Genomic DNA, 19,819 nt, shown 5'->3' with positions numbered 1-19,819 from the left:
GTCATTCGTTTCCCGCTACCGGAAAGGAATGACTGTTCGACCTTTTTCCGGCTATGTCGGGCCATTCCGGTTAGGGGCGCCAAAGGCGCCGAAAATGGCTTTTTTGACCGGATCGGGGGTGCCTCCGGCGTCGTCATTGGCGTGCGCGGTCTGGTCGTCTCCGGTCAGGTCGGGGTCGGCTGCAGCCGAAGCATCATCCGCTTCGGAGCTCGCGGCCTCGGGGCGTGGTGCTCTCCCCCACTTGGGCGGCTCCGGCAGGTCGAGGGTGATTTCCTCGGCAACCCAGAGACGGACTTCGAGCGCGCGGAAGTGGCGGGTGCGCGGTCCCATGTCGATCATCGGGAAGGGCAGGGTAGCCCGGCCTTGGCGCAGGGCCTTCGATAGGGTGTCGGGTTTCTCGCCGAGGATGCCGGCCATGGTCGCGAAATCGATCAGCGGTTTGCGGAGCTCGGCTTCGAGGTCCTCGATCCCGCTCAGAGTTACCGACCCCGGATACTTTGCTCTCAGCGCAGCCAGATGGCTGACGAGTTGAACGCCCTCGGTCTTGTGGATGGCCCGCCAGACCCTGACCCAGGGATAGAGCCTGCCTTGGGGCGCAAGGCCGAGGCTGCGGGCGATCCGGGGCGCGTGCTTGGGATCGACCTGCAGATGCCAGGACAGCTGCTCACAGGTCAGCGGGTCGCCGCTTATCAAAGCGGCATTCAGGTCTGCGATCTTCTCGGGCGTCGTCATACTCATCTCCTGGCTGGGCAGGAGATGAGTCTCAGAGGCGAACTTGAGAAAGATTTAGGTTTGATAGTCGGAAACCAGCGTCATTGCCGGCTGCACCACCACTCGCATGACGTCAGGAAAACATCCCTACTCTCCTCGTGTCTTCGTCAATGAGTTGCAGTTGCTCTCGACTGTCATTTCGGCGGTGGCCGTGATCCATATCCGTTCCGGTGCTGTCTCAGTCATGTTGCACTCGGTCCTCATTTTGGCGGTGGCCGTGATCCCGGCAAACGTCAGTAGCATAAGCTGGCCGTTGCACTCGGCCCTCATTTCGGCGGTGGCCGTGATGCTCACTGGCTGTCCTCCGAGATAGCGCGTAGTTGCACTCGGCCCTCATTTCGGCGGTGGCCGTGATCGACCCCCGGCATCACCTTTAGAAGACAGACTTTTTGACTTTCCCGCATCTACAGAAATGAGGCCAGATCGCTCTGCGAATACCGCCGAGGCGGTTTTTTCCGGCACGTGGGTTGAGTTTTTGGTCCGACGGGAGGTCAGGGACTCCGAAGAGTCCTCATTCGCCTGTCCGCCAGAGCCGTGGGCCGCAACGAACCCACTGGCGACACCAGCCACCAGTGGCCCAAGCCCACCACCACGGTGTCCGGCAAGGCCGGCCACCATGTCCTTGTGAAGGTCATCGAGTTTCGACCCCTTCGTAATCTTTTTCGCCGCTCCCAATGCACCACGCCGGGCAATCATCACGGCTCCGATATCGTCACTGTCAGCGGCGAGGCCGCAACTGGTGCAATTGAATGGTTCTCCAGGCCCGGGACGGTTCTTTGGATCCCGATGTCCGCAGCCAGGACATGTCTGTGAAGTTCCAGCCGCAAAGACTTCCCGCAGGGGAGGCAAACCAGCTAAAGCCAGTTTGTAGGAAAGCATGGTTTCAAGCTTACCCATCTGCATTTTCTTCAGTGATTTTGCCCATGGATTTCGGCGGGCACCCTTGGGCCGGCGTCCTACGATAACACGCTTGAAGCCATCCAGCTTTTCGAAAGCGACCTCGGCTCGACCCGCCTTTGCCTGAGCCACAATCTCGTTTGTCGCTTTATGCAGTAGGTGTTGAACGTGTTCTCTATGGCCTGCCTTTATCCGGCCAGTCCGGCGTTGATAAGCGCGGCCTCGACGTTCTGCCGCTCTGATAGCGTCAGCGAACTCCGTGCCCGCGATCGTGGAAACATGACGGACTTCTCCAGTTCTGGTGACAGAAGCCGCACTCAAAGCCCGTTTTAGGCCACGATCAACCCCCAACACTGTCTCAGGAGTTACAGGTTCCGCCGCAGCCATCTCCAACTGGGCATACATGAACCATCGATCACCCTGCCGCTGTATCTGGCAACTCCGCAGTATAGCCCGTCCCGATAAGAACTTCTGCTCATGCCATTTTGAGCATGCTACTGGCACGATGATGGCGCACTCGGATTTAGACGCCTTCAAAGTTTCACCAGTAGTAGCGTCTATGCCGGCATGCTGTAGAGATTTCCGCCCTCCCGACCAACTATGGTTTGAAACCATCAATACCGCGGATATGCGCCCATTTTCTTCCTGACGCACAAGGCGACATTCCCGTGAGCGGCGAAGTGTCATGGGACGAAGTGCTTGCCGGCGTTGTAACCGAAATACTCGATCGCGAGCGCACCTCTCTTCATCAAGAGTTTGAGCGACAGCAAGATCTTCCAAACCTTGAAGATAATCAGCTTCCACTGGGGGCTGAGGTTCTGGCCACTCAGCTTCATGACCCCCAGCTTTGAGTTCGACATATGAAGACACGGCCATCATCACATCGCGCCACACTCCATCAGCCACGGCGGTCGGTAAGCTATAGGACTTCAATTGCTCCGAAGTGATCAGCTTGCGCAACTCTGCTTTTCGATCACCCTTTTTAGGAATGGTCACCAGAGCCTGAGCGGGGGCACGCAGCTTCGCCATAAGGTTCCAGAAGGCTCCTTCTGCACCTTTTCGTGCGCGCTCCAGAGCGGCTGCCTTCCGTTGAGTTGGCAGCAGTTCAAGCTTGGCTGTTAGGAACTGGCCGATCTCCTACTCCCACGCTGGTTTGGAAGCATTCTGCAACGCATGGTCGTATGAGTCTACAACTGTTCCCTTTACCTATTATAGGGACTTCTTTTTAAGGCTGGAGCCACATCTCAACCTCAATTCAAGAGACTTCTTGATCCACAATCAAGCACTCTGACCTTGTGGGGACCGAGGGAGTAAGGGTGACCCAGAGGCGCCAGAACCTAAATCTGGTGCGTCCGACGGCGGGCCCTGAGCGACCGGGCCCGCCGGGCTTTCACCTTTCGATTGAGATGGTGAAACCAAAAATCATAATCGTGATTTTCATGAGATCTTCCTCCTTCTTGTATATTTGAAGGATTCATAACGCATGCAGTTTAAGCTCAGATTTAAGATGAGGAGTGGGAAGTCCGCTTCTGCTCAAAGGTCTCGAGGGTGATGTCGCGGTCATCCTGGATGCGAGTGGCTTCGACCGTGATGCAGCAAAGAACAGGAAGAACCTCTACGTTGCGTTGACCCGGGGATCCAGGTAACTGGCTGCTACCATATGGTATTTAGTGTTTGCCATACTGAATGATTTGGTATTAACTATATCTATATACCGAATAAGAGGTTTAGAGATGAATGAGATTCCTGAAGATCCGAACGCTTCTTGGGCTTTGATGAATGTTGCTGCTACTCGCGGGTTGCGAGAGATGGGTTATGATATCAGCCGCATACCTGGTCGAGGCCGCTCGAATATGTGGCATGCGGAGAAAGCCGGAGTAACTATAACGGTATCTGTCCGCACTACTCGAGACCGATGGATTGCATTCCCTCCTCTTGACGGAGGCGCCCGATGGAAGACACTCGACGATGCGGATGCAGTGCTGGTAGCTACCGTAGATGAAAAAGAAGATCCGAGCAGAATTGATGTATATCTGCTCGATGCTGAAGACGTTAGGAAGCGTTTCGATGCGGCCTATGCTGCCCGAATTGAGGCGGGTAATCAGGTAGCAGACAATTTTGGAATGTGGGTTGGGCTTGATCACGATGATCGAGGACTTCCAGCGAGTGTTGGCTCTGGTCTTACTAAGGACCTCGAGCCTTTTGCGAGCTACGCGATTTCAGACTTGGCCGACAAGCAGGACACACGGGCTCATGAAGACTTAGAAAGCGTTTCGGATGACTCCGTAACAATCGCTGAACTAATGAGAGAAGCCAAAGCGGCAATCGCAACGATCGCTGGGGTCAGCCAAGAGGCGGTGAGGCTCGAATTGAAGATTGAGATGATATAGCCGGGAATGTCAGCAAATCGTGTTCGACGGGCTTAGCATGATCCGTCAAGCTGTCTCGCTGGCCGCCAGAGATGCCCTGGCCCTGAGGGCCTTGAAAGTCTTCTCGGTGATGGGCTCGCCTTGCGCGCTTGCGCGCCCCTCATCGAGAAGAGATCGCAGCGCCTGCCGGTCCAGATCCCGGCGGATTAGATCACGAACATACTCACTGGATGTGCCGTAGCCGCGCGCTACCGTCTGAGCGTCCACTGCGGAGCGCATGTCATCGGGCAATGAGATGTTCATAGTGGCCATCCTCATAAGATGAGCACTATGGCAATTTTCGTCAATGCGAGTCAGGCCTTGATCGCCAATGTCCCAAGCGAGGGGGCGCGCTGATTTCTGATGATCTCTTCTCGCCCGGCATCACTCATATCGAGGTTCGATGCTGGTAGTGCGGCCATACGGTGACACGAAGTCCCTGCGACGTGCCTGAGGGCATTGCTCAGCATGAGATCGAGATCCGGTCTGTCTGCATCTGTCGGACGGGTTTGCTTGGAAACCCCAATGACTCTTACGAGGTTTTCAAAGGCTCAGCGGGCTGAGGTTGCGCTATACGGGCATTGCGCAACCTTCTCTCTCTCTCTGGATGGGGTTAGTGACCAGTTCCTACGGGAAAGACAGGCTAATTACCCAATTCCACCGCGGTATCCATGGGTATCTGTGGAAGGATACTGGCACTCGTAGCGCCTAAGCCGTCAGATGAAGATGAGGCCTAAGTGCAGGCCGGCCACAGGCGTCTTAGGGCCCGCCATCGGACGCACAGATTTAGGTTCTGGCGCCTCTGGGTCGTTTTCCTTGCACTGTCACCATTAGAGCTACGGTGCCGGAGGTTGCAGCACACGGGCATCGCGCAACCTTCTACTCTGGCTGTAACGAGATCGCAGTTAGGAACATCACCTACTTGGGCTCGATTCCGATAGGGGACGATCGTCTCATAAAGCCTTTTGGCGGTTCCGTTTGACGATATCGGAGACGGTGTTTTTCGAGATACCGAGATCTCGGGCAATCCAGCGGTATGACCGGCCGTGTTCGATGGCCTGAAGCACTTTTGGAGCAAGCTTATCGGATTTTGGTCGTTGGCCTGGCTGTCGGCCAAGCTTCTTGCCGCGCGCCCGTGCGGCGGCGAGGCCAGATTTCACGCGCTCGCTGAGGAGGTCACGCTCGAACTGCGCGATCCCGGCGAGCATGGTGGCCATCATGCGCCCGTGCGGTGTGTCGAGTTCGAAGGTCATACCATTCATGGCCACAACCGAGACTTTCCAGCCTGCGAGCCTGTTCAGCGTATCCAACAAGTCTTGTGTGGACCGCCCCCATCGGGAAAGTTCGCTGACCAGGATCGCGTCAATTTGTCGGGCTTGTGCAAGATCGAGCAATCGGTTGCGCGCGGTGCGATTAACGCTGGCCCCGGAGGCCGTCTCTTTGAAGACGCCAACCACGTCGTAGCCGCCACGTTCCGCGAAGGCTGTCAGTTCGGTGGCCTGCCGCTCGCAGGACTGGTCCGAGGTCGAAACCCTCGCATAAATTGCTGCGCGCTGTCCCAGTTGAACCCCCTCGGATTTTGACCTCGCAAACCATTGATTTTTCTGGTGCGAATTTTGTCCATAATAGACTAATGACTAACAAGGACAATCTCGCATGCCAAGACGCTCTATTCTGACCGCGCACCAGAGGTCAGTGCTTTCGATCGGTCGACAGATAAAGTCACCATCCACTACTGGCGGACGAAGACCTCGAAGTCATTTGAACCCGTCGCTGATTAGAACAATTCGTCGATCCGTTTCTGGAACTTAGCGCCAGTTTGACAACGGGCATAACGAGAGAGTTACTGATTAGGACTGAGATCATCTCCAGCGACATGGATATAGGCTTCCAGCCCACATGCGAGATAGCAGAGTTCCACTCGATGCGGCGGAGGAAGGGCACCACGGCGCAGTAGCTGGGTGCCAAACCCCACATGCTCAGGCTTCGCCACCGGGGGGCCGCCGTGCTCCTTCCAGTGCAGCTCCAGCGTCCCATCTGCGGTGCTGTGCCAGCTTACATCGATACCGCCAGCCGGGACCGAAAGCGCGCCATGCTTGACGGCGTTGGTGGCAAGTTCATGGAGCGCCATGGCAAGGCCGGAAATCGCCTTGTTCGGAACGGGCACCGGCGAGCCCTCGATTCTGATTTTACAGGTCTCATCTTGGAAGGGAGCCAGAACATGATCGACAAGCTCCGAAACCGCGATAGCACGGGTTTCTTTTCCGAACATCAGATCGGTGGCTGCCGACATCGCGCGCAGACGCGCCATAAAGCTTTCGTAGTGCGCGTCCCGGGCCCAGGTTCGACCGGCGATCGCTCCCATCAATGCTGCCAGGTTCTTCAGCCGGTGGCGAAGTTCATCGGCGACAGTTGCGATGCGCTCCTCCTGTCTTGCCTGTTCCGTGATATCGAACACCACCCCGATAGCACGTTCCCGCCCGGTATGATCGACCGGCGCCAGCGCGGCCCTGAGCAGAAACACTCGTTCCGATCCATCAGGAAACACATGACGCACCTGTGTCTGAAGCTTGTTCTCACCACTTGCCCGCGCCTCCGCTCCTGCCTTTGCGAGGCGCTCGCCCTCGCCTGGAGCATAGCGCGCCCGGAAATCATCCGCAGCGGGCTTGGCATCGTCCGGGAAACCGTAGAGCCGGTTCAACTCTACCGAGGACGTGACGGTGTCGCTCTCGAGATCGATCTCCCAGACAGCCATCTGGGCGGCATCGAGTGCAATACGCAGCCGTGCCTCGCTTTCATTCAAGGCGCGCCGCATTTCCTCCCGCTCGGTGATATCCTCGATCGAGCCGCTGTAATGCACGGCCTGGCTCTTGCCCTCGACCTCGGCAAACTGCGCAACGCCATGAGCTCTCACCCACCGAAGTGCACCGGTGTCAGGACGCGTGATCCGGTAGACATAGCTCTCCTGTGAGCGGTTCTCCGGATCGAGGGCGCGCTCCAGCGCGGCAAGCATACCGGCAGCATCATCGGGATGGGTTAGCGAGCGCACTGTGGCGAACGTTGCTGGCTCATCTTGCGGAAGACCCTGAATCTCTCGCGCAAGGGAAGAAAAGTAGATCTCGTCCGACCGAAGATCCCAGTCCCAAACACCAACTCCTGCGGCGAGGCAGGCAAGTTGATAGGGATCGCTGCTGCGGGGTTCCGACCTCTCTTCGTTTTGCATGTGTGGCATATCCTTATTTCCCACCACCGGCCACTTTGAACAGGAAGCCAAGAATGGGCAAGCGAAACGCTTTGGTGACAACATGACGTCTGCTTAACAGCCGCAGCCTATTCACGTTATGTCAAAAGACGTAGTTATCCCGTCTAAGTTGCTGGGCGGGCTTAAAGTTTTCGACTGAGGTTATGGCGGCGATCCGGCAGCGGACAGGTTTCAAGGAACAGCAGCACTATCGGAACTCGCCCAGATAACACACACTCAATGTATGCTGGAAGATTTATCCCCTTGGGTCATTGCCATTGGAGCGTCAGGAGCTGAAGGGCTCGATGATCTTCGATCCCTGCTTGCAGAATGGCAGGAGATCAATGCCATCGTAATGATCGTCCTGCACCGGCCTTGGGAGAAAGACACTCATCTACGGCAAATATTGCAACGTTCGACGCACATGCCAGTGCAGATCGCGGATCAAGGCCAGCAGTTGCGGCCCGGCTGTATCTATATTGGGGAGCCCTCCCGCCATCTGTGCCTTCTATCGGATAGCATTAGTATTTTGATATCCGATCCAAAACGGGCGCACCGAAATCGGACGGTTGATCTGCTGTTCAACTCCCTCGTCGTATTGGGAGGCCAGCGGACCATCGGGATTGTGCTATCCGGGTCACTTGACGACGGTTCACGGGGTCTTGCTGAGATCCATGATGCGGGAGGCTATACAATGGTCCTCAGAAGGGAAGGACAGCGTCGGCCCGGCATGCCGGAGAATGCGAGAGCATACGATGGTCCCGTCGATGTCATGGGCGATGTGTCTGCGATCGCCAAAGCGGTGAAGGGTCTTCTGACGAGCGCACCTCGGTCCTCTTGAGCCGTCCGAGCGCCGAGAGCTATCGGTCCGTCTGCTGGGCATCCATCCATCCGAGCGCAGCCCGCCGGAGCACGTCCTCATAGGTCCGGAGCTCGGGCCTTTTCATGCAGGTCCCGGTGCGCATGCGTCCGGCCTGCGGCTTGCGCGTCGCGGACCATGCGTTCGATGAGCGTGGCCCGCTCGCCCACAATACGCAGTGCCACGCGGACCGCCTCGTCGAGAGATCCTTCTTGCTCCTTGGCCAGCGCCTCGGCCGTGTAGCCGTGCCCCACCTGACAACGAAACCGCAATGGCGGTTCCTTGATCGCCGAAAGCACTCCAGCACAAGATGGGCAGGTGATCGGCACAGGGAGTGGCGATTTCGGCACTCGTCGGGCTTCGACATGGACGCCCGAGAGCAATGTCGACTTCGAGTTCAAGTGCTCTCGATGCCTGAACCTCCGGCCCAGGGGGCTGCTGTGCCAACATCGAGAGAAGTGGAGCGAGTTCGTCCGTTGGCGCTCTGTAATCGATGTCGCTCGCCTCCAGCGCACCAAATGGCATGTCTGGCGCCTCTGCATCAGATGGGTTCTGAACGACTGTGATACCCCCGCGCTGCCCGATAGCGGCCAGACCAGAGGCCCCGTCGTTTAGATGTCCGGTGATAACCAGTCCGATGGCCCGAGATCCGTAGGATAGAGCAACGGAGCGGAAGAGGGCGTCCACAGCGGGCCTGGCCATATTTTCGCGCGGGCCGCGCCCCAATCTTATCGCCCCGTCCATAACGAGAAGGTGTCGATCTGAGGGCGCAATGTAAACATGGCCGGGTTCGACCGTTTCTTCATCCTCGGCTGTCGTAACCGGAAACGGCCCACACCCTTCAAAAGACTTGGCAAGCAGATTGCGCCCCTGCGCACCGACATGGATCACGATAAACACGGGCGCAGGGAAGTCCGCCGGTAAGGCGGCAAGGATGCGCTTGAGGTCCTTCACCGCACCAGTGGAACCGCCGATTGCGATAGTTCGATGCTCAACAACCATATTGGCAAACCCCCGGCGTCAAGAAACGTTCCTAACCGACCGGCCAGCTTCCGCCGGACACTGCCGCACATGCTCGATATCGTCGGAGGCGGGTTGGCTCTCATTTTAGGCGCGAGGCTGATGGCACTCTTAAAGGCCGCCTCCGGCGTATCTCGTTCACAATGACCTCCAAAGCCGTAGCATGAGAAGTGAGGACAGCTTCTGGAGGACCTGATCATCTAATTTTCCAATCTTCCATTTTCTAAGTATCTGTTTTCATTTGGTTCCTACAGGAACCGGATTTCTCATCCGCCGTCGTAGCCGACGACGCCTGCCCCGTATTCAAGACATAAAGTCAAACCGAGCCTTGGCGAAAATCCTAAGCCATTGATTTCGTTTGGTTCCTACAGGAACCGGATTTCTCATCCGCCGTCGTAGCTGGCGACGCCTGCCCCGTGTTCAAGACACAAAGCCCAAACCGAGCCTTGGCGAAAAACTTAAGTTATTGATTTCATTTGGTTCCTATAGGAACCGGATTTAATTAGCTCACTATGCGGTCGCCAAAGGGCCGCTTAGAGGCAGATCATCCATCTTCTTCATCTAACGGATTGTGCATCACAGCACGCGGGCAATAGGGGATGCCCACACTGTCAAATCCTGTTCTGGAAGCTCGGATTCAGCAGGCCGCCGAACTTCTGGTTCTCCCGATCTGTTAAATTTGGGCGTATATGTCCATGTGCGCTGGCTATTCTTCTCGATCATGATCGGGGCTCGGCGCCGTGTCATCTGTGCCACCGGTAGTCGGTCCGGAAAGATTCTATTTTTTGAATCTGTCGAACATGACCACCTTGTTCCTATCACCATAGGAGCCAAGCATTTTGACGAAGATTTCTGACACCGACACCACCATCTTCCACGCAGCGGACGCCGGAGGCCTGGTAAAGGCCACTCAAGAGACGATCTCTGCCCTGCACCGGCACGGTTTCACCGAACATGCGGCGGTGATCCGGCGCGCCACAGCGCAGTTCGTCGCGGGCCGTTCACTGGTGGAGGTCGGGACACTGCGCCGCTGGTGGGCTCTATTCGATCATGCGTGGGACCTTTTGGCCAATAGTCCGATTGACGATCCTTGCGTCGCTGACGAGACCGCTGACATTGCCGCCTCCTACATTTACTGCGAGCTCGTCGCTCTCGGGATCAATCCCAGTAAGGACGACGTGAATACAGTGCCTACATGGTCAATCACCTATGCTGACCTCAATGCTGACCTGAACAATGCTTATGAGATCCTGACTACCCTGCCCCGGCTGACCGACCCTGCACTTGAAGCGCGTGTTAACCAGGTGGCGGAGCTGCTGGACCGGCTTACCTACGACATCTGCGCAGACACACAGGAAGAGTTTGAGGGAGAAACCCTCGCGGCCGCTGTATTGGCGGCATGATGGCAATGGCGTATGTCGATCAGATATGACCTCCACCATTGATGAACTGTTCTCACCCGGCATCACTCACATCGAGGTTCGATGTTGGGAGTGCGGTCATACGGTGACCCGCAGGCCTGGCGATGTGCCCGACGGCATTACCCAACACGAGTTCGAGCGCCGGTCTGTCTGCAAGTGCGGCACAGGCTGGCCACAGGTGTCCCGGTTTCCCAGGAAGAAATCGACATCGATGTGATAAGCTTCACGCGAGGGAGGCAACATGAAACCCAAGGCGCCCAGATTTTCGTTCAAAGACCGCGCAGCTGAGAAAGCCGCCGCGCGTGCGCGCGATGAAGAACTACTTCGCTCTGGTCAGGTTTCACACGCTGATATGGCACGCGCTAACGGCGGTTCCCTCCGAGGGGCGCGTTACAAAGGCCCATCAAAGCGCATTCAGGCACTCGCTGCGTCCCAGCCGTCAGAGGACGACAGCGCCTGACCTGTGGCGTCATGACGATGAAGAGGAAGATGCCGAGCTTAATACGCTCTGCCATGCGCGGCATGACACCCGCAATGAAACTGAAAACAGCCGCCTGAACTCTACGGCTGGACCCCATTAAAAATGGGGGGATTACCGGGATACGCGGTAGACTATCGCAGGCAGCTTGTTTTACTTGCGGTTTCTAACAGCGCGCCGCATTGCCCTGTAAGCTGGACTCGATAGTTCAAAATCCTCTGGCAAGCCCCATTTAGCGCGATATGCTTCCGGTGTCATGTCATGCTTCTGGCTAATATGGCGACGCAGAGTGTTCACCTTCTCACCACATTCAAGACAGGTAATATGGCGGTAATCACTCTGCTCGTCGCCCTCCATCAGGCCGTTGTTCGCCAAGCGATGGGCTGTTGGGAGATAAATGGTAAACTGGGTTCCTTCATTGAGGCCACTGGACAGAGATATGGTGCCCCCCAGCAACTCGATCTCACGTTTGATGATGTTCATCCCAAGCCCGGTCCCTCCCCCTTCCCGGGCAGTTCTCGGATCATGGCCCTCAAACTCATCAAAAAGCCTGCTTTGCAGATTGGATCCCATACCGGCTCCGGTATCACTTACACAGATTATGACAGAATCCTCCTGCGAGGTTGTTTCTACTGTCACTTGGACTTCACCACCGGCTGTGAATTTGATCGCATTTGATACGAGTTGGTCCACTACGTTTGTGAGAATGGCGACATCGAACAAGAAGATCATATTGTCTATGGCCTGACTATTCGAAGTCAGAGCTATCCCCTTGGCGTGGGCGGCCTCGAGGTTTCGGGCGACGACATCTTCGATCACATCAGTAAGATCAAAAGATTCTGCTGTAATGGAAGCGGTAGCCGTGTCCAACTCTGCGATACGCATCAGATCCTCCGTGAGGGCGCGCAGGCGAGACGTATTTCGCTCAATCACCTCGACCAAGCTTTTGGCCTTATCGTCCGTCGAAATAGCACTGAGAAGGCGCGCGGCTCCAGAAATTGCGCTTAAGGGGGTCCGGACCTCATGGTTTGCATGCGACAGAAAACTCGCTCGGGTCAACGCCGCTTTTTCAGCAAGAAGCTTAGCCCTTGCACGGTCTCTTACCGCAGAAGCCAAATAAAGTTGGTCGTCCGCGATCGAAGCCAACTGCATCAATATTTCCACTTCCTGCTCAGTCCATGTTCGCGGACGTTGGTCCATGCAGCAAAGAGCACCCAGCGGTTTGCCTCGCTCGCCGTGAAATGGGACGCCCAGATAGCTTATGATGCCAAACGCATCTATTGCCGGATTGTGCATGTGGAGTGGATGCTCTCGAGCGTCCGCCAAATACAAAAGGGCGCCGCTGTCTCGCACGTGTTTGCAAAAGGAGTGGCTGAGCGGCGTTGACCGAGTGTGACGCAGCTCGTCCGGCACCCCAACGGCAGACTTCAGCAATTGGCGATCTTCCAGATCGTCAATGACTGTGAGCAGTGAAACAGGTGCCTTCAAAAGCCTTGAAGCCAAATGTGTGATTTTGTCGAAGCGGATATCCGTTTCAGCAAAAGATAAGCCAAGCCCCGAATAGGCCAATGCGTCGTAATTCATGAGGAAGAACTCTTAGTTGGACTGGCGTGCAAAAACAGCGCCCAAGACTGCATGCAAATGCATGAAGTTGCCAAATGGGGACGCTGGCCTGTTTGCACAACTCCGGATTCACTGCTCATGAATGAAATTGCTGCGGTGCGGCGGAAAAATGCTTAAACGAAGACTTGCTTTGAGCAAAAGTTGGCCTAATTTATTACGCCCAAAAAATGGGGAGTGATTAAGGCCGCAGATCTCGCCGACACGGAGGCCGTCATATGAAGCAAATGAACGGCAGGCTGGCGCTGCACATCTGTGGTCCAACCTGTGAAATTGCAGATGACGCACAAACGGCTGGTTTGATGACGCCGCTCTCGGGAGATGAACCCGCCTCAAAGCTCCGCTTAGGCCGCTCTCTCCCGCGTGATTTCGGAGGTTGCACCACACGGGCATCGCGCAACCTTCTACTCTGGCTGTAACGAGATCGCAGTTAGGAACATCACCTACTTGGGCTCGATTCCGATAGGGGGCGATCGTCTCACAAACCCTTTTGGCGGTTCCGTTTGATGATATCGGAGACGGTGTTTTTCGAGATACCGAGGTCTCGGGCAATCCAGCGGTATGACCGGCCGTCTTCAATGGCCTGAAGCACCTTCGGAGCAAGCTTATCGGATTTTGGTCGTTGGCCTGGCTGTCGGCCAAGCTTCTTGCCGCGCGCCCGTGCGGCGGCGAGGCCAGATTTCACGCGCTCGCTGAGGAGGTCACGCTCGAACTGCGCGATCCCGGCGAGCATGGTGGCCATCATGCGCCCGTGCGGTGTGTCGAGTTCGAAGGTCATACCATTCATGGCCACAACCGAGACTTTCCAGCCTGCGAGCCTGTTCAGTGTATCCAACAAGTCTTGTGTGGACCGCCCCCATCGGGAAAGTTCGCTGACCAGGATCGCGTCAATTTGTCGGGCTTGTGCAAGATCGAGCAATCGGTTGCGCGCGGTGCGATTAACGCTGGCCCCGGAGGCCGTCTCTTTGAAGACGCCGACGACGCTCCTGACGACGCTCCTTGTGACCGGCTACTTTGGGCCGATCCTTGACAGTCAGGTCAGTGCGCAGAATGGAAGACGAGAAAGACCTGCCGTAGGGAAGGAGTATCTGCGGCAGATCTTTCGCTTTGCGACAACCAACAAGTATGGGGTTTGGTAGTGAACAAACGACTGGGTGGGGCTGAAGTTCCAATTTTTGAGAGAGCATTCCCTCAATCTGAAATTGGCTCCCTACCTTTCGCCCGGATAGAAAGACGCGACACCGTAAGGTGCCGCGCCAAAGAAACCATTCGGTTGAAGGTTTAGTGGGAACTTACCAGCCCCAAGCGTCGTCCACTTCCTGACGGGACTCAAGCTGCTCTTCGCTCAGCCGTGTTACAAAAGCGACGTCACCCAAATTATCGCCGACGATCCGGACGTCATTCATATCAATGATCACATCCTCATCCCCGATATCGAGCCAACCGCCAATCTCAGCAACCAAGCCTACAATACGGCCATCACGGGAAACGACGATATCGTCAACTTCGCCAATTTCTTCCCAGTCAGTGTCAACAGAACCGTAATAGTCGGTGTCGAACCACTCGGTTTCATCATACTCTCTCTCAAGCGTATAGATGTCTGCATCGATCATCGCCTCGGCTCGCAGCGTGTTCTGCGAGACATCAGAAGAGACGATGCCGCTATAAGTCCTCTGATCACTGAGATGCGTTTCTGCTGCCGCGGCGCCCGCGGTCGCAATCGAAAGTGCCAGAGCGGAAACTGTAAAGCGTTTCATAGCTTGAATCTCCTTCATTTCAGTTGCGTCAATGTAAAAACAAATGAGCGCTGGCGATGTTCCAAAGAACTCTGGAGCGCAGATTGTGATCGGCACAAATCGCCGTATCCACCTGTTTCTTTCGCAAAACGGAACAACAAGAAAGGTTGGCCGTTTTTTCAGCACTTGTTGCAACGAAAGGAGAAAATGACATGCCATTGACGACACAACTGACCACTACCACTGCGCTCGTCGTGTCTTTGATCGCGGCACCACTGTATGCTCAGGATTCGAATAGCGACACATCAGACACTCAAACCCAAACCACCCAAAATGAGGCTGAAGAAACCAGCAAGACCTCAGGCGAAAACGCCGCAGCCGACAACTCGAATTCTGCAGAAGCTGAAGGTGGCTTGCTGGTTGTTCGTGTGGGAGACGAGGACATTAGCGGTTCGGATGTTTCTGGAGCGATCTCGGCGCTTCCACCTCAATTGCGACAGCAACCGCCAGAGTTGCTGGTGCCCATGGCGGTAAACCAACTGATCGCAAAAGAGCTGATTTATAAGGCCGCATTGGCCGACAAGCTAAACGAAGACTCAGAAGTCGTTGCGCTGGTGGAAGAAGCACGCTCGGCAAACGAGAAAGATGCGATGATTCAGGTCTGGCTTCAGCGCGAGCTGGGCAACCGCGTCTCAGACGAAACTATCGAGGCGAAGTATGAAGAAATCAAAGCCAACAGCGACCAAGAAATACCGCCGTTTGAGGCCGTGCGCGCTCAGATCCAACAACAGCTGCGCCAAGAGGCGTTCTCTGACGTCGAAGAGGATCTCCGTAAAGACGTCGAGATCGTCTACTACGGCCCCGATGGGAAGCCGCAGACCGCCAGTTCTGACTGACTCTGCACGGGCTACCATCACAACCTAAACCAATTAAGCTTCCCGGCTATCAGACGCCGGGAGGCGTCTATTACTATCGCTCAAATTAAGCCCAGACAGTTCCGCCCGGGCCTGAGGGTTTCCGGTCAGACGAACATTATTATTCTGACTTCATCGATCTTCAGTCGTTGTGTAGGTTATCCTAAGCATAAAACGCGGAGCCCTCGTGGCGCCCCGCTTCGTTAATCATGCTAAATTGTATTTCGGAAAGCGCTTACCAGCCCCACGCCTGATCCACCTCCTGACAAGCCTTAAGTTGCTTCGTGCAAGTGTCTGGAATTTATTTATGGTTTTGACCTGAGTGGCGATGCAAAGGGAAGATGACTGAACAAAGGAACCCCGGCGCAGGAAGCCCGGCCGGGGTGTTTTTAGCTGGTAGGGGCTGGCCCCATATCTGGATTAGTCCCAGAAACCTTCATCAACGCCTGGCAGCGCCTCAAGTTCTTCTTCGTTGAGGCGCGTGACATAGGCGTAGGTCTTGTCGTCTACGGCCACAAGATTCACATCAGGCACCGAAATCATCACGTGTTTGTCTCCAAGATCCAGAAAACCGCCAACTTCGGCCACGATGCCGACCATCTGGCCGTCTTTAGAAAGAACAATATCCTCGATCTCACCGATTTCATTCCAACCGGAATCAATTGCGTCGTATTGATTGCCGACGTTCCATTCATCGTCAGCTTCACCAATTGTGTAGATCTCGCCGCCGGTGATATCTCGCGAGCGGATCAGATCACCTCGCATCTCATTCATTGCCGCGCTGTCGACCTTAGAGTAATCGGTCATATGGGCCTCTGCAAAGGCAGTTGTGCCTGCGAGGGTTAAGGCGAGTGTGGTTGTTGCGAACGTCTTCATAAAAGCCTCCTCTTTCGTTATCTGCTTGAGTAACAACGGGTCTCTCAATGGATCGTTCCCCAAAAATATAATCTCACCGACGCTGGCAGGAGCTTGATATGTTCGGCGACGTCTCTCCTACCAACGAAGAAAACTGCACAAAAGTCGTGTCGTAGGTCGTGAGTGTAGCTCGCCGCATGGCCTGCTCCACCTTGGCCGGATGTAAACCGCCAAATTGCATTAGCGCGAGGCAAGCCGAACCTGCGCCAGGTTAGAGATGGAACCCTGACCCATCGCGCACGTTGCTTCTCTACCAAGATAAAGGAGCGACAAAATGGCGAACGAAGACCAGGCCGAAGGAAAAGCAAAAGACATTGGTGGCAAGCTGAAAGAGGAAGCTGGAGATGTCACGAACAACGAAGATATGAAGCACGAAGGCCAAGCCGATCAGGCTGAAGGTAAAGTGCAAAAGGGTGTTGGTGACGCCAAGGACAAATTGTCCGACTAATCAGAGCTTAACAACCAACCTACCCAATACTTGCCCACGGCCATGTTGCCGGGGGCAAGACGTCTCTGGTCAACTCTATTACGATTCCGTGCGCTTCGATGCCCTGATCGAGGCCAATCTGACCCATGCCAAACAATTCGTGGTGCGCATAATGAAGCTCGGCAAACGTGACGCGACGACCAAGACGCTTAAGGTAACTGGAGAAACCTTCGGGTTCGGTCTCGATCTTTCACAAGACGGAGCAGGCGCACTCCGAAATTTCTCCGAAACGGCCGGATATCAGCTGGGTCAGTTTCATTTGTTAGGAAAGGCCCACGAGAGGGGTGCTTTGCCTGCGGTGGTGGAGCTACGTATCCCGAAAACTGGCAGTGATCATATGGGGAGAACATGACGGTGGTTGGCCTTGGCCTTGGCTTTCAGATCGTGCTCATCGTGATCGGTATTTTCGCGGCCCGTGCCGCGATTACAACAGCGCGGACACCGCAAGGTGCCGCAGCCTGGGTTGTGTTTCTCATCTCGTTTCCGCTTCTGGCCTTGCCGGCCTACGCCTTATTCGGCAGCGTTTCCCGCCTATCCTTGCGGCGGGCTGGGCAGGATGTCCGGCCGTCGACGCAAACGGCTGAGGGCCGGCTGGACAGCCTCGTCAATTTGTCCACCGCAACCCCGGAGAGAGGCAATTCCGTCAAATTACTCATTGATGGGCAAGAAACTTTTGACGCGATGTTCGCCGCGATCGACGCAGCGGAGGACGAAATCCTTTTTCAGTTTTATATCATCCGCTCCGATGCCGTGGGCCTCAAGATGCAGGAGCGTCTGATCCGGGCCGCACGCCGCGGCGTAAGGGTTCGTGTTCTTTGTGACATGCTCGGGTCCTTGTTTCTGGGCTTTCGTTATGTGCGCAAGCTTCAGGACGAAGGTATTGAGATACGTGGTATCCCCGGCCCTCATCGTGCGCTCGGTCGTATCGGGGTGAATTTCCGCAACCATCGCAAGGCCGTGGTGATCGACGACACGGTCGGGTTTACCGGCGGGATCAATATCGGACAGGAATACATCAATGGCGGCAAGAAATTTGACTCTTGGCGCGACACGCATTTACGCATCGAAGGACCTATGGTCACGCAGTTGGGGAATATTTTCGCACTTGATTGGAAGGCGGTGACGGGCAAGGCACTGCCGGAGTCAAAGAGCGTCGCCTTGGCGCAATCTCCGGGCACGCAGCGTGGTCTTCTGATGGGTTTTGGACCCACAGATTCACTTGAACGGGGAAGCCTGTTGCTCTGCGGACTCGTTAATCTTGCACAAAGCAGGCTTTGGATCGCCACGCCCTATCTTGTGCCGCACACCGACCTTTTAACCGCGCTTCAACTGGCTTCGCTGCGCGGTGTGGACGTTCGCATCCTGATTCCGGAGCCCTCGGACAATATTGTAGCTTGGTATGCATCGCGCAATGCTGCACGCACCCTGTCGGAAACTGGCGTCGAAGTTTGCTCTTATCAGCCAGGTTTCATGCACTCGAAGGTCATGCTGATCGATGACGATCTTGCGTCTGTCGGCACGGTCAATCTTGATATCCGCTCGGCACTGCTGAATTTTGAACAAACGGCCCTGGTCGAAGACCGGACTTTCGCCGCCGAGGTAGCTGCCATGCTGGAAGAGGACTTTTCCAAGTCGCTTCCCGTCACGTTTCCGGGCCCGTGGCATGTCAGGCTGCTGGCCCCCGTTGCGCGATTGTTCGGTCCGCTCCTATGAAGGACCGAGTCCAGATCGTCAGATGGAACACCCGCAAGATCGTCGAATCGGATTAGCGTCGGCATCCTAAAATGATCCCGAGTTAGATCGAGTGCTTCGTCGCCACCTCACCATGAATGGTATCGGGTTCGTTCATGCTTCAGGTCATGGGGGGGAAGCGCCATTGTCTCGCGAGAAATGATCGTTTTCCTTCCCTCACTTGCGCAATCTCCTGCGGTGTCGTTGCTCGAACGGCCGGATCGACTTTCCGAAGGCGCATAGGGCGCGCGGAGATTCGTGGCAGGCGCAGATCGGAATCGGTTATGCGGAAATCTTCTTGCGACTGGCAGTTTTCTTTGCGGAGCAGCAGAGCTGATACCCGGAAAGGATTAGACGTCTTTTTGACGTGAACGCAGCGGCAGACGTTGCGCGGATTGGTGATCCGGCGCGGTCGGGGCTCGATCAGACTTGACCGCATCTCGTTGCGGGGTGGCTCACGAGTCGATCTGGTCGCTGGGCCACCGCAACATGCAGGGCGCCGATCTGGCCCCCGATGGCAGCCTTTTCGTGCTCGAGCACGGGCCTGCCGGGGGCGACGAGATCAACAAGCCCGCGCCTGGGCTGAACTACGGCTGGCCGCTCGTTTCCTACGGCGAGCAGTATGAGGGCGAACTGGTGGGCATCGGCCAGGCCTCGATGGAGGGAATGGAGCAGCCGCTCTACTTCTGGGACCCGGTGATCGCACCGGGCGGGGCCACTTTCGTCACCGGCGAGATGTTCCCCGAATGGGAGGGCGACCTGATGATCGGGTCGCTCTTTCCTGGCGGGCTGGTGCGCCTCGCCTTCGACGCCGACGGCTATGTCGTCGAAGAGGAACGCCTGCTGCGCAACCAAGGTCGCGTGCGCGACGTCGACGTGCTGGATGACGGCTCAATCGTGTTCCTGACGGATTTCGAGAACGGCTCGATCATGCACGTCACGGCGAAGGACTGAGCTTTTTGAGAGGAAACTAAAGGTGGCGCAGTTTCTGCGGCGCTGCCACTCCTCTGCCACGCGAGGCTCGGGCTCGCCATAGCGTTGACTGGTGTGCGCCTATCGCATCCTCCAGGTGGTTAGGCGCATGACATTGAATGTCACCCTCAGTTTCGCCCCTCTATCACGGCGCCGCGGAGAACGGCAGAAAGGCCCGGTGCGCTTACCGTAGGCGTCGATCATGCTGGCAACGAAGCAATGTTTGTTTTGGGAAAGCTGCGCAGCAGCACATGGGTGTAGCACGAACGGCATGTGTGGATGGCTCCTGCATAGCAAGACATTTTTGATCTGATTTGTGCATTTGTCAGAAGCAGTCATGTGTCCGGCC

Annotated in this window: 18 protein-coding genes and 2 pseudogenes; 8 read left to right on the top strand and 12 right to left on the bottom strand. The window is 56.0% G+C overall.

All coding sequences use genetic code 11. The annotated features are described in order from the left end of the window. Nucleotides 1-51: 51 nt before the first annotated feature. Complete coding sequence (locus tag ACGYLQ_RS18220; protein WP_348411102.1) at nucleotides 52-732, bottom strand: hypothetical protein; 681 nt, start codon at nucleotides 730-732, stop codon at nucleotides 52-54. Between the two features lie 372 nt (nucleotides 733-1,104). Then, a complete protein-coding gene (locus tag ACGYLQ_RS18215) occupies nucleotides 1,105-2,697 on the bottom strand; it encodes a zinc ribbon domain-containing protein (RefSeq protein ID WP_394444220.1) in 1,593 nt (530 codons plus the stop codon). A gap of 704 nt (nucleotides 2,698-3,401) precedes the next feature. Between ACGYLQ_RS18215 and ACGYLQ_RS18210 the strand changes: the two genes are divergently transcribed. Then, a complete protein-coding gene (locus ACGYLQ_RS18210; protein WP_348411105.1) occupies nucleotides 3,402-4,058 on the top strand; it encodes a hypothetical protein in 657 nt (218 codons plus the stop codon). A 45-nt stretch (nucleotides 4,059-4,103) separates the two neighbouring features. On the opposite strand, the gene ACGYLQ_RS18205 is transcribed toward ACGYLQ_RS18210, so the two are convergent. The 3 genes from ACGYLQ_RS18205 to ACGYLQ_RS18195 all read right to left on the bottom strand — a co-directional run bounded on the left by ACGYLQ_RS18205 (nucleotide 4,104) and on the right by ACGYLQ_RS18195 (nucleotide 7,299). Next, nucleotides 4,104-4,340 carry a type II toxin-antitoxin system ParD family antitoxin gene (locus ACGYLQ_RS18205; protein ID WP_348412232.1) on the bottom strand — a complete coding sequence of 79 codons (237 nt, stop codon included), beginning with the start codon at nucleotides 4,338-4,340 and terminating at the stop codon, nucleotides 4,104-4,106. A 689-nt stretch (nucleotides 4,341-5,029) separates the two neighbouring features. Next, nucleotides 5,030-5,620: a recombinase family protein gene (locus ACGYLQ_RS18200; RefSeq protein WP_394444223.1), complete on the bottom strand. Its 591-nt coding sequence runs from the start codon at nucleotides 5,618-5,620 to the stop codon at nucleotides 5,030-5,032. A 299-nt stretch (nucleotides 5,621-5,919) separates the two neighbouring features. Then, on the bottom strand, nucleotides 5,920-7,299 hold the full coding sequence (locus ACGYLQ_RS18195; RefSeq protein ID WP_067938309.1) for a sensor histidine kinase: 1,380 nt from the start codon (nucleotides 7,297-7,299) through the stop codon (nucleotides 5,920-5,922). Nucleotides 7,300-7,561: 262 nt separating this feature from the next. Here ACGYLQ_RS18195 and ACGYLQ_RS18190 point away from each other — a divergent pair, with 262 nt between their 5' ends. Continuing rightward, complete coding sequence (locus ACGYLQ_RS18190) at nucleotides 7,562-8,158, top strand: chemotaxis protein CheB (protein WP_067938272.1); 597 nt, start codon at nucleotides 7,562-7,564, stop codon at nucleotides 8,156-8,158. Nucleotides 8,159-8,235: 77 nt separating this feature from the next. Here ACGYLQ_RS18190 and ACGYLQ_RS18185 read toward each other — a convergent pair whose 3' ends face one another. Continuing rightward, nucleotides 8,236-8,448 carry a hypothetical protein gene (locus ACGYLQ_RS18185; protein ID WP_348414236.1) on the bottom strand — a complete coding sequence of 71 codons (213 nt, stop codon included), beginning with the start codon at nucleotides 8,446-8,448 and terminating at the stop codon, nucleotides 8,236-8,238. 196 nt (nucleotides 8,449-8,644) lie between these two features. Further along, nucleotides 8,645-9,178: pseudogene (locus tag ACGYLQ_RS18180) on the bottom strand (chemotaxis protein CheB); the annotation flags it as partial. An 857-nt stretch (nucleotides 9,179-10,035) separates the two neighbouring features. On the opposite strand from ACGYLQ_RS18180, the gene ACGYLQ_RS18175 reads away from it, so the two are divergent. Beyond that, nucleotides 10,036-10,599: a hypothetical protein gene (locus ACGYLQ_RS18175; protein WP_067938236.1), complete on the top strand. Its 564-nt coding sequence runs from the start codon at nucleotides 10,036-10,038 to the stop codon at nucleotides 10,597-10,599. Nucleotides 10,600-11,248: 649 nt separating this feature from the next. Here ACGYLQ_RS18175 and ACGYLQ_RS18170 read toward each other — a convergent pair. From ACGYLQ_RS18170 to ACGYLQ_RS18155, 4 genes and pseudogenes are all read right to left on the bottom strand, one after another. Continuing rightward, complete coding sequence (locus ACGYLQ_RS18170; RefSeq protein ID WP_348411045.1) at nucleotides 11,249-12,679, bottom strand: ATP-binding protein; 1,431 nt, start codon at nucleotides 12,677-12,679, stop codon at nucleotides 11,249-11,251. Between the two features lie 514 nt (nucleotides 12,680-13,193). Further along, nucleotides 13,194-13,307, bottom strand: coding sequence for a helix-turn-helix domain-containing protein (locus ACGYLQ_RS18165; RefSeq protein WP_394377516.1), 114 nt, complete (start codon nucleotides 13,305-13,307; stop codon nucleotides 13,194-13,196). A gap of 63 nt (nucleotides 13,308-13,370) precedes the next feature. After that, nucleotides 13,371-13,685, bottom strand: a pseudogene (locus ACGYLQ_RS18160) (recombinase family protein); the annotation flags it as partial. Between the two features lie 322 nt (nucleotides 13,686-14,007). Then, the gene (locus tag ACGYLQ_RS18155) at nucleotides 14,008-14,472 is read right to left on the bottom strand and encodes a PRC-barrel domain-containing protein (protein WP_067941299.1); all 465 of its coding nucleotides are present in this window, start codon (nucleotides 14,470-14,472) and stop codon (nucleotides 14,008-14,010) included. Nucleotides 14,473-14,663: 191 nt separating this feature from the next. Between ACGYLQ_RS18155 and ACGYLQ_RS18150 the strand changes: the two genes are divergently transcribed. Then, nucleotides 14,664-15,347 carry a hypothetical protein gene (locus tag ACGYLQ_RS18150; RefSeq protein WP_067938357.1) on the top strand — a complete coding sequence of 228 codons (684 nt, stop codon included), beginning with the start codon at nucleotides 14,664-14,666 and terminating at the stop codon, nucleotides 15,345-15,347. A gap of 438 nt (nucleotides 15,348-15,785) precedes the next feature. On the opposite strand, the gene ACGYLQ_RS18145 is transcribed toward ACGYLQ_RS18150, so the two are convergent. Then, complete coding sequence (locus ACGYLQ_RS18145) at nucleotides 15,786-16,241, bottom strand: PRC-barrel domain-containing protein (RefSeq protein ID WP_067941218.1); 456 nt, start codon at nucleotides 16,239-16,241, stop codon at nucleotides 15,786-15,788. Nucleotides 16,242-16,554: 313 nt separating this feature from the next. Between ACGYLQ_RS18145 and ACGYLQ_RS18140 the strand changes: the two genes are divergently transcribed. The 4 genes from ACGYLQ_RS18140 (at nucleotide 16,555) to ACGYLQ_RS18125 (ending at nucleotide 19,452) form a co-directional block, all read left to right on the top strand. Beyond that, a complete protein-coding gene (locus tag ACGYLQ_RS18140; protein WP_348411083.1) occupies nucleotides 16,555-16,728 on the top strand; it encodes a CsbD family protein in 174 nt (57 codons plus the stop codon). An 88-nt stretch (nucleotides 16,729-16,816) separates the two neighbouring features. Beyond that, the gene (locus tag ACGYLQ_RS18135) at nucleotides 16,817-17,119 is read left to right on the top strand and encodes a hypothetical protein (RefSeq protein ID WP_067938347.1); all 303 of its coding nucleotides are present in this window, start codon (nucleotides 16,817-16,819) and stop codon (nucleotides 17,117-17,119) included. Then, entirely contained in the window at nucleotides 17,116-18,480 is a 1,365-nt protein-coding gene (cls, locus tag ACGYLQ_RS18130) for a cardiolipin synthase (protein ID WP_348411085.1), read from the top strand. The genes ACGYLQ_RS18135 and cls overlap by 4 nt, the downstream gene beginning before the upstream one ends. 447 nt (nucleotides 18,481-18,927) lie before the next feature. Next, the gene (locus ACGYLQ_RS18125; RefSeq protein WP_348414247.1) at nucleotides 18,928-19,452 is read left to right on the top strand and encodes a PQQ-dependent sugar dehydrogenase; all 525 of its coding nucleotides are present in this window, start codon (nucleotides 18,928-18,930) and stop codon (nucleotides 19,450-19,452) included. Nucleotides 19,453-19,819: the final 367 nt, after the last annotated feature.

The organism is Sulfitobacter sp. 1A12779, from assembly GCF_043557315.1.
In the GTDB taxonomy this organism is placed as follows: Bacteria; Pseudomonadota; Alphaproteobacteria; order Rhodobacterales; family Rhodobacteraceae; genus Sulfitobacter; species Sulfitobacter faviae.
Note: the sequence above shows the minus strand (reverse complement) of the source record. Positions and strands in the feature narration are given on the sequence as shown.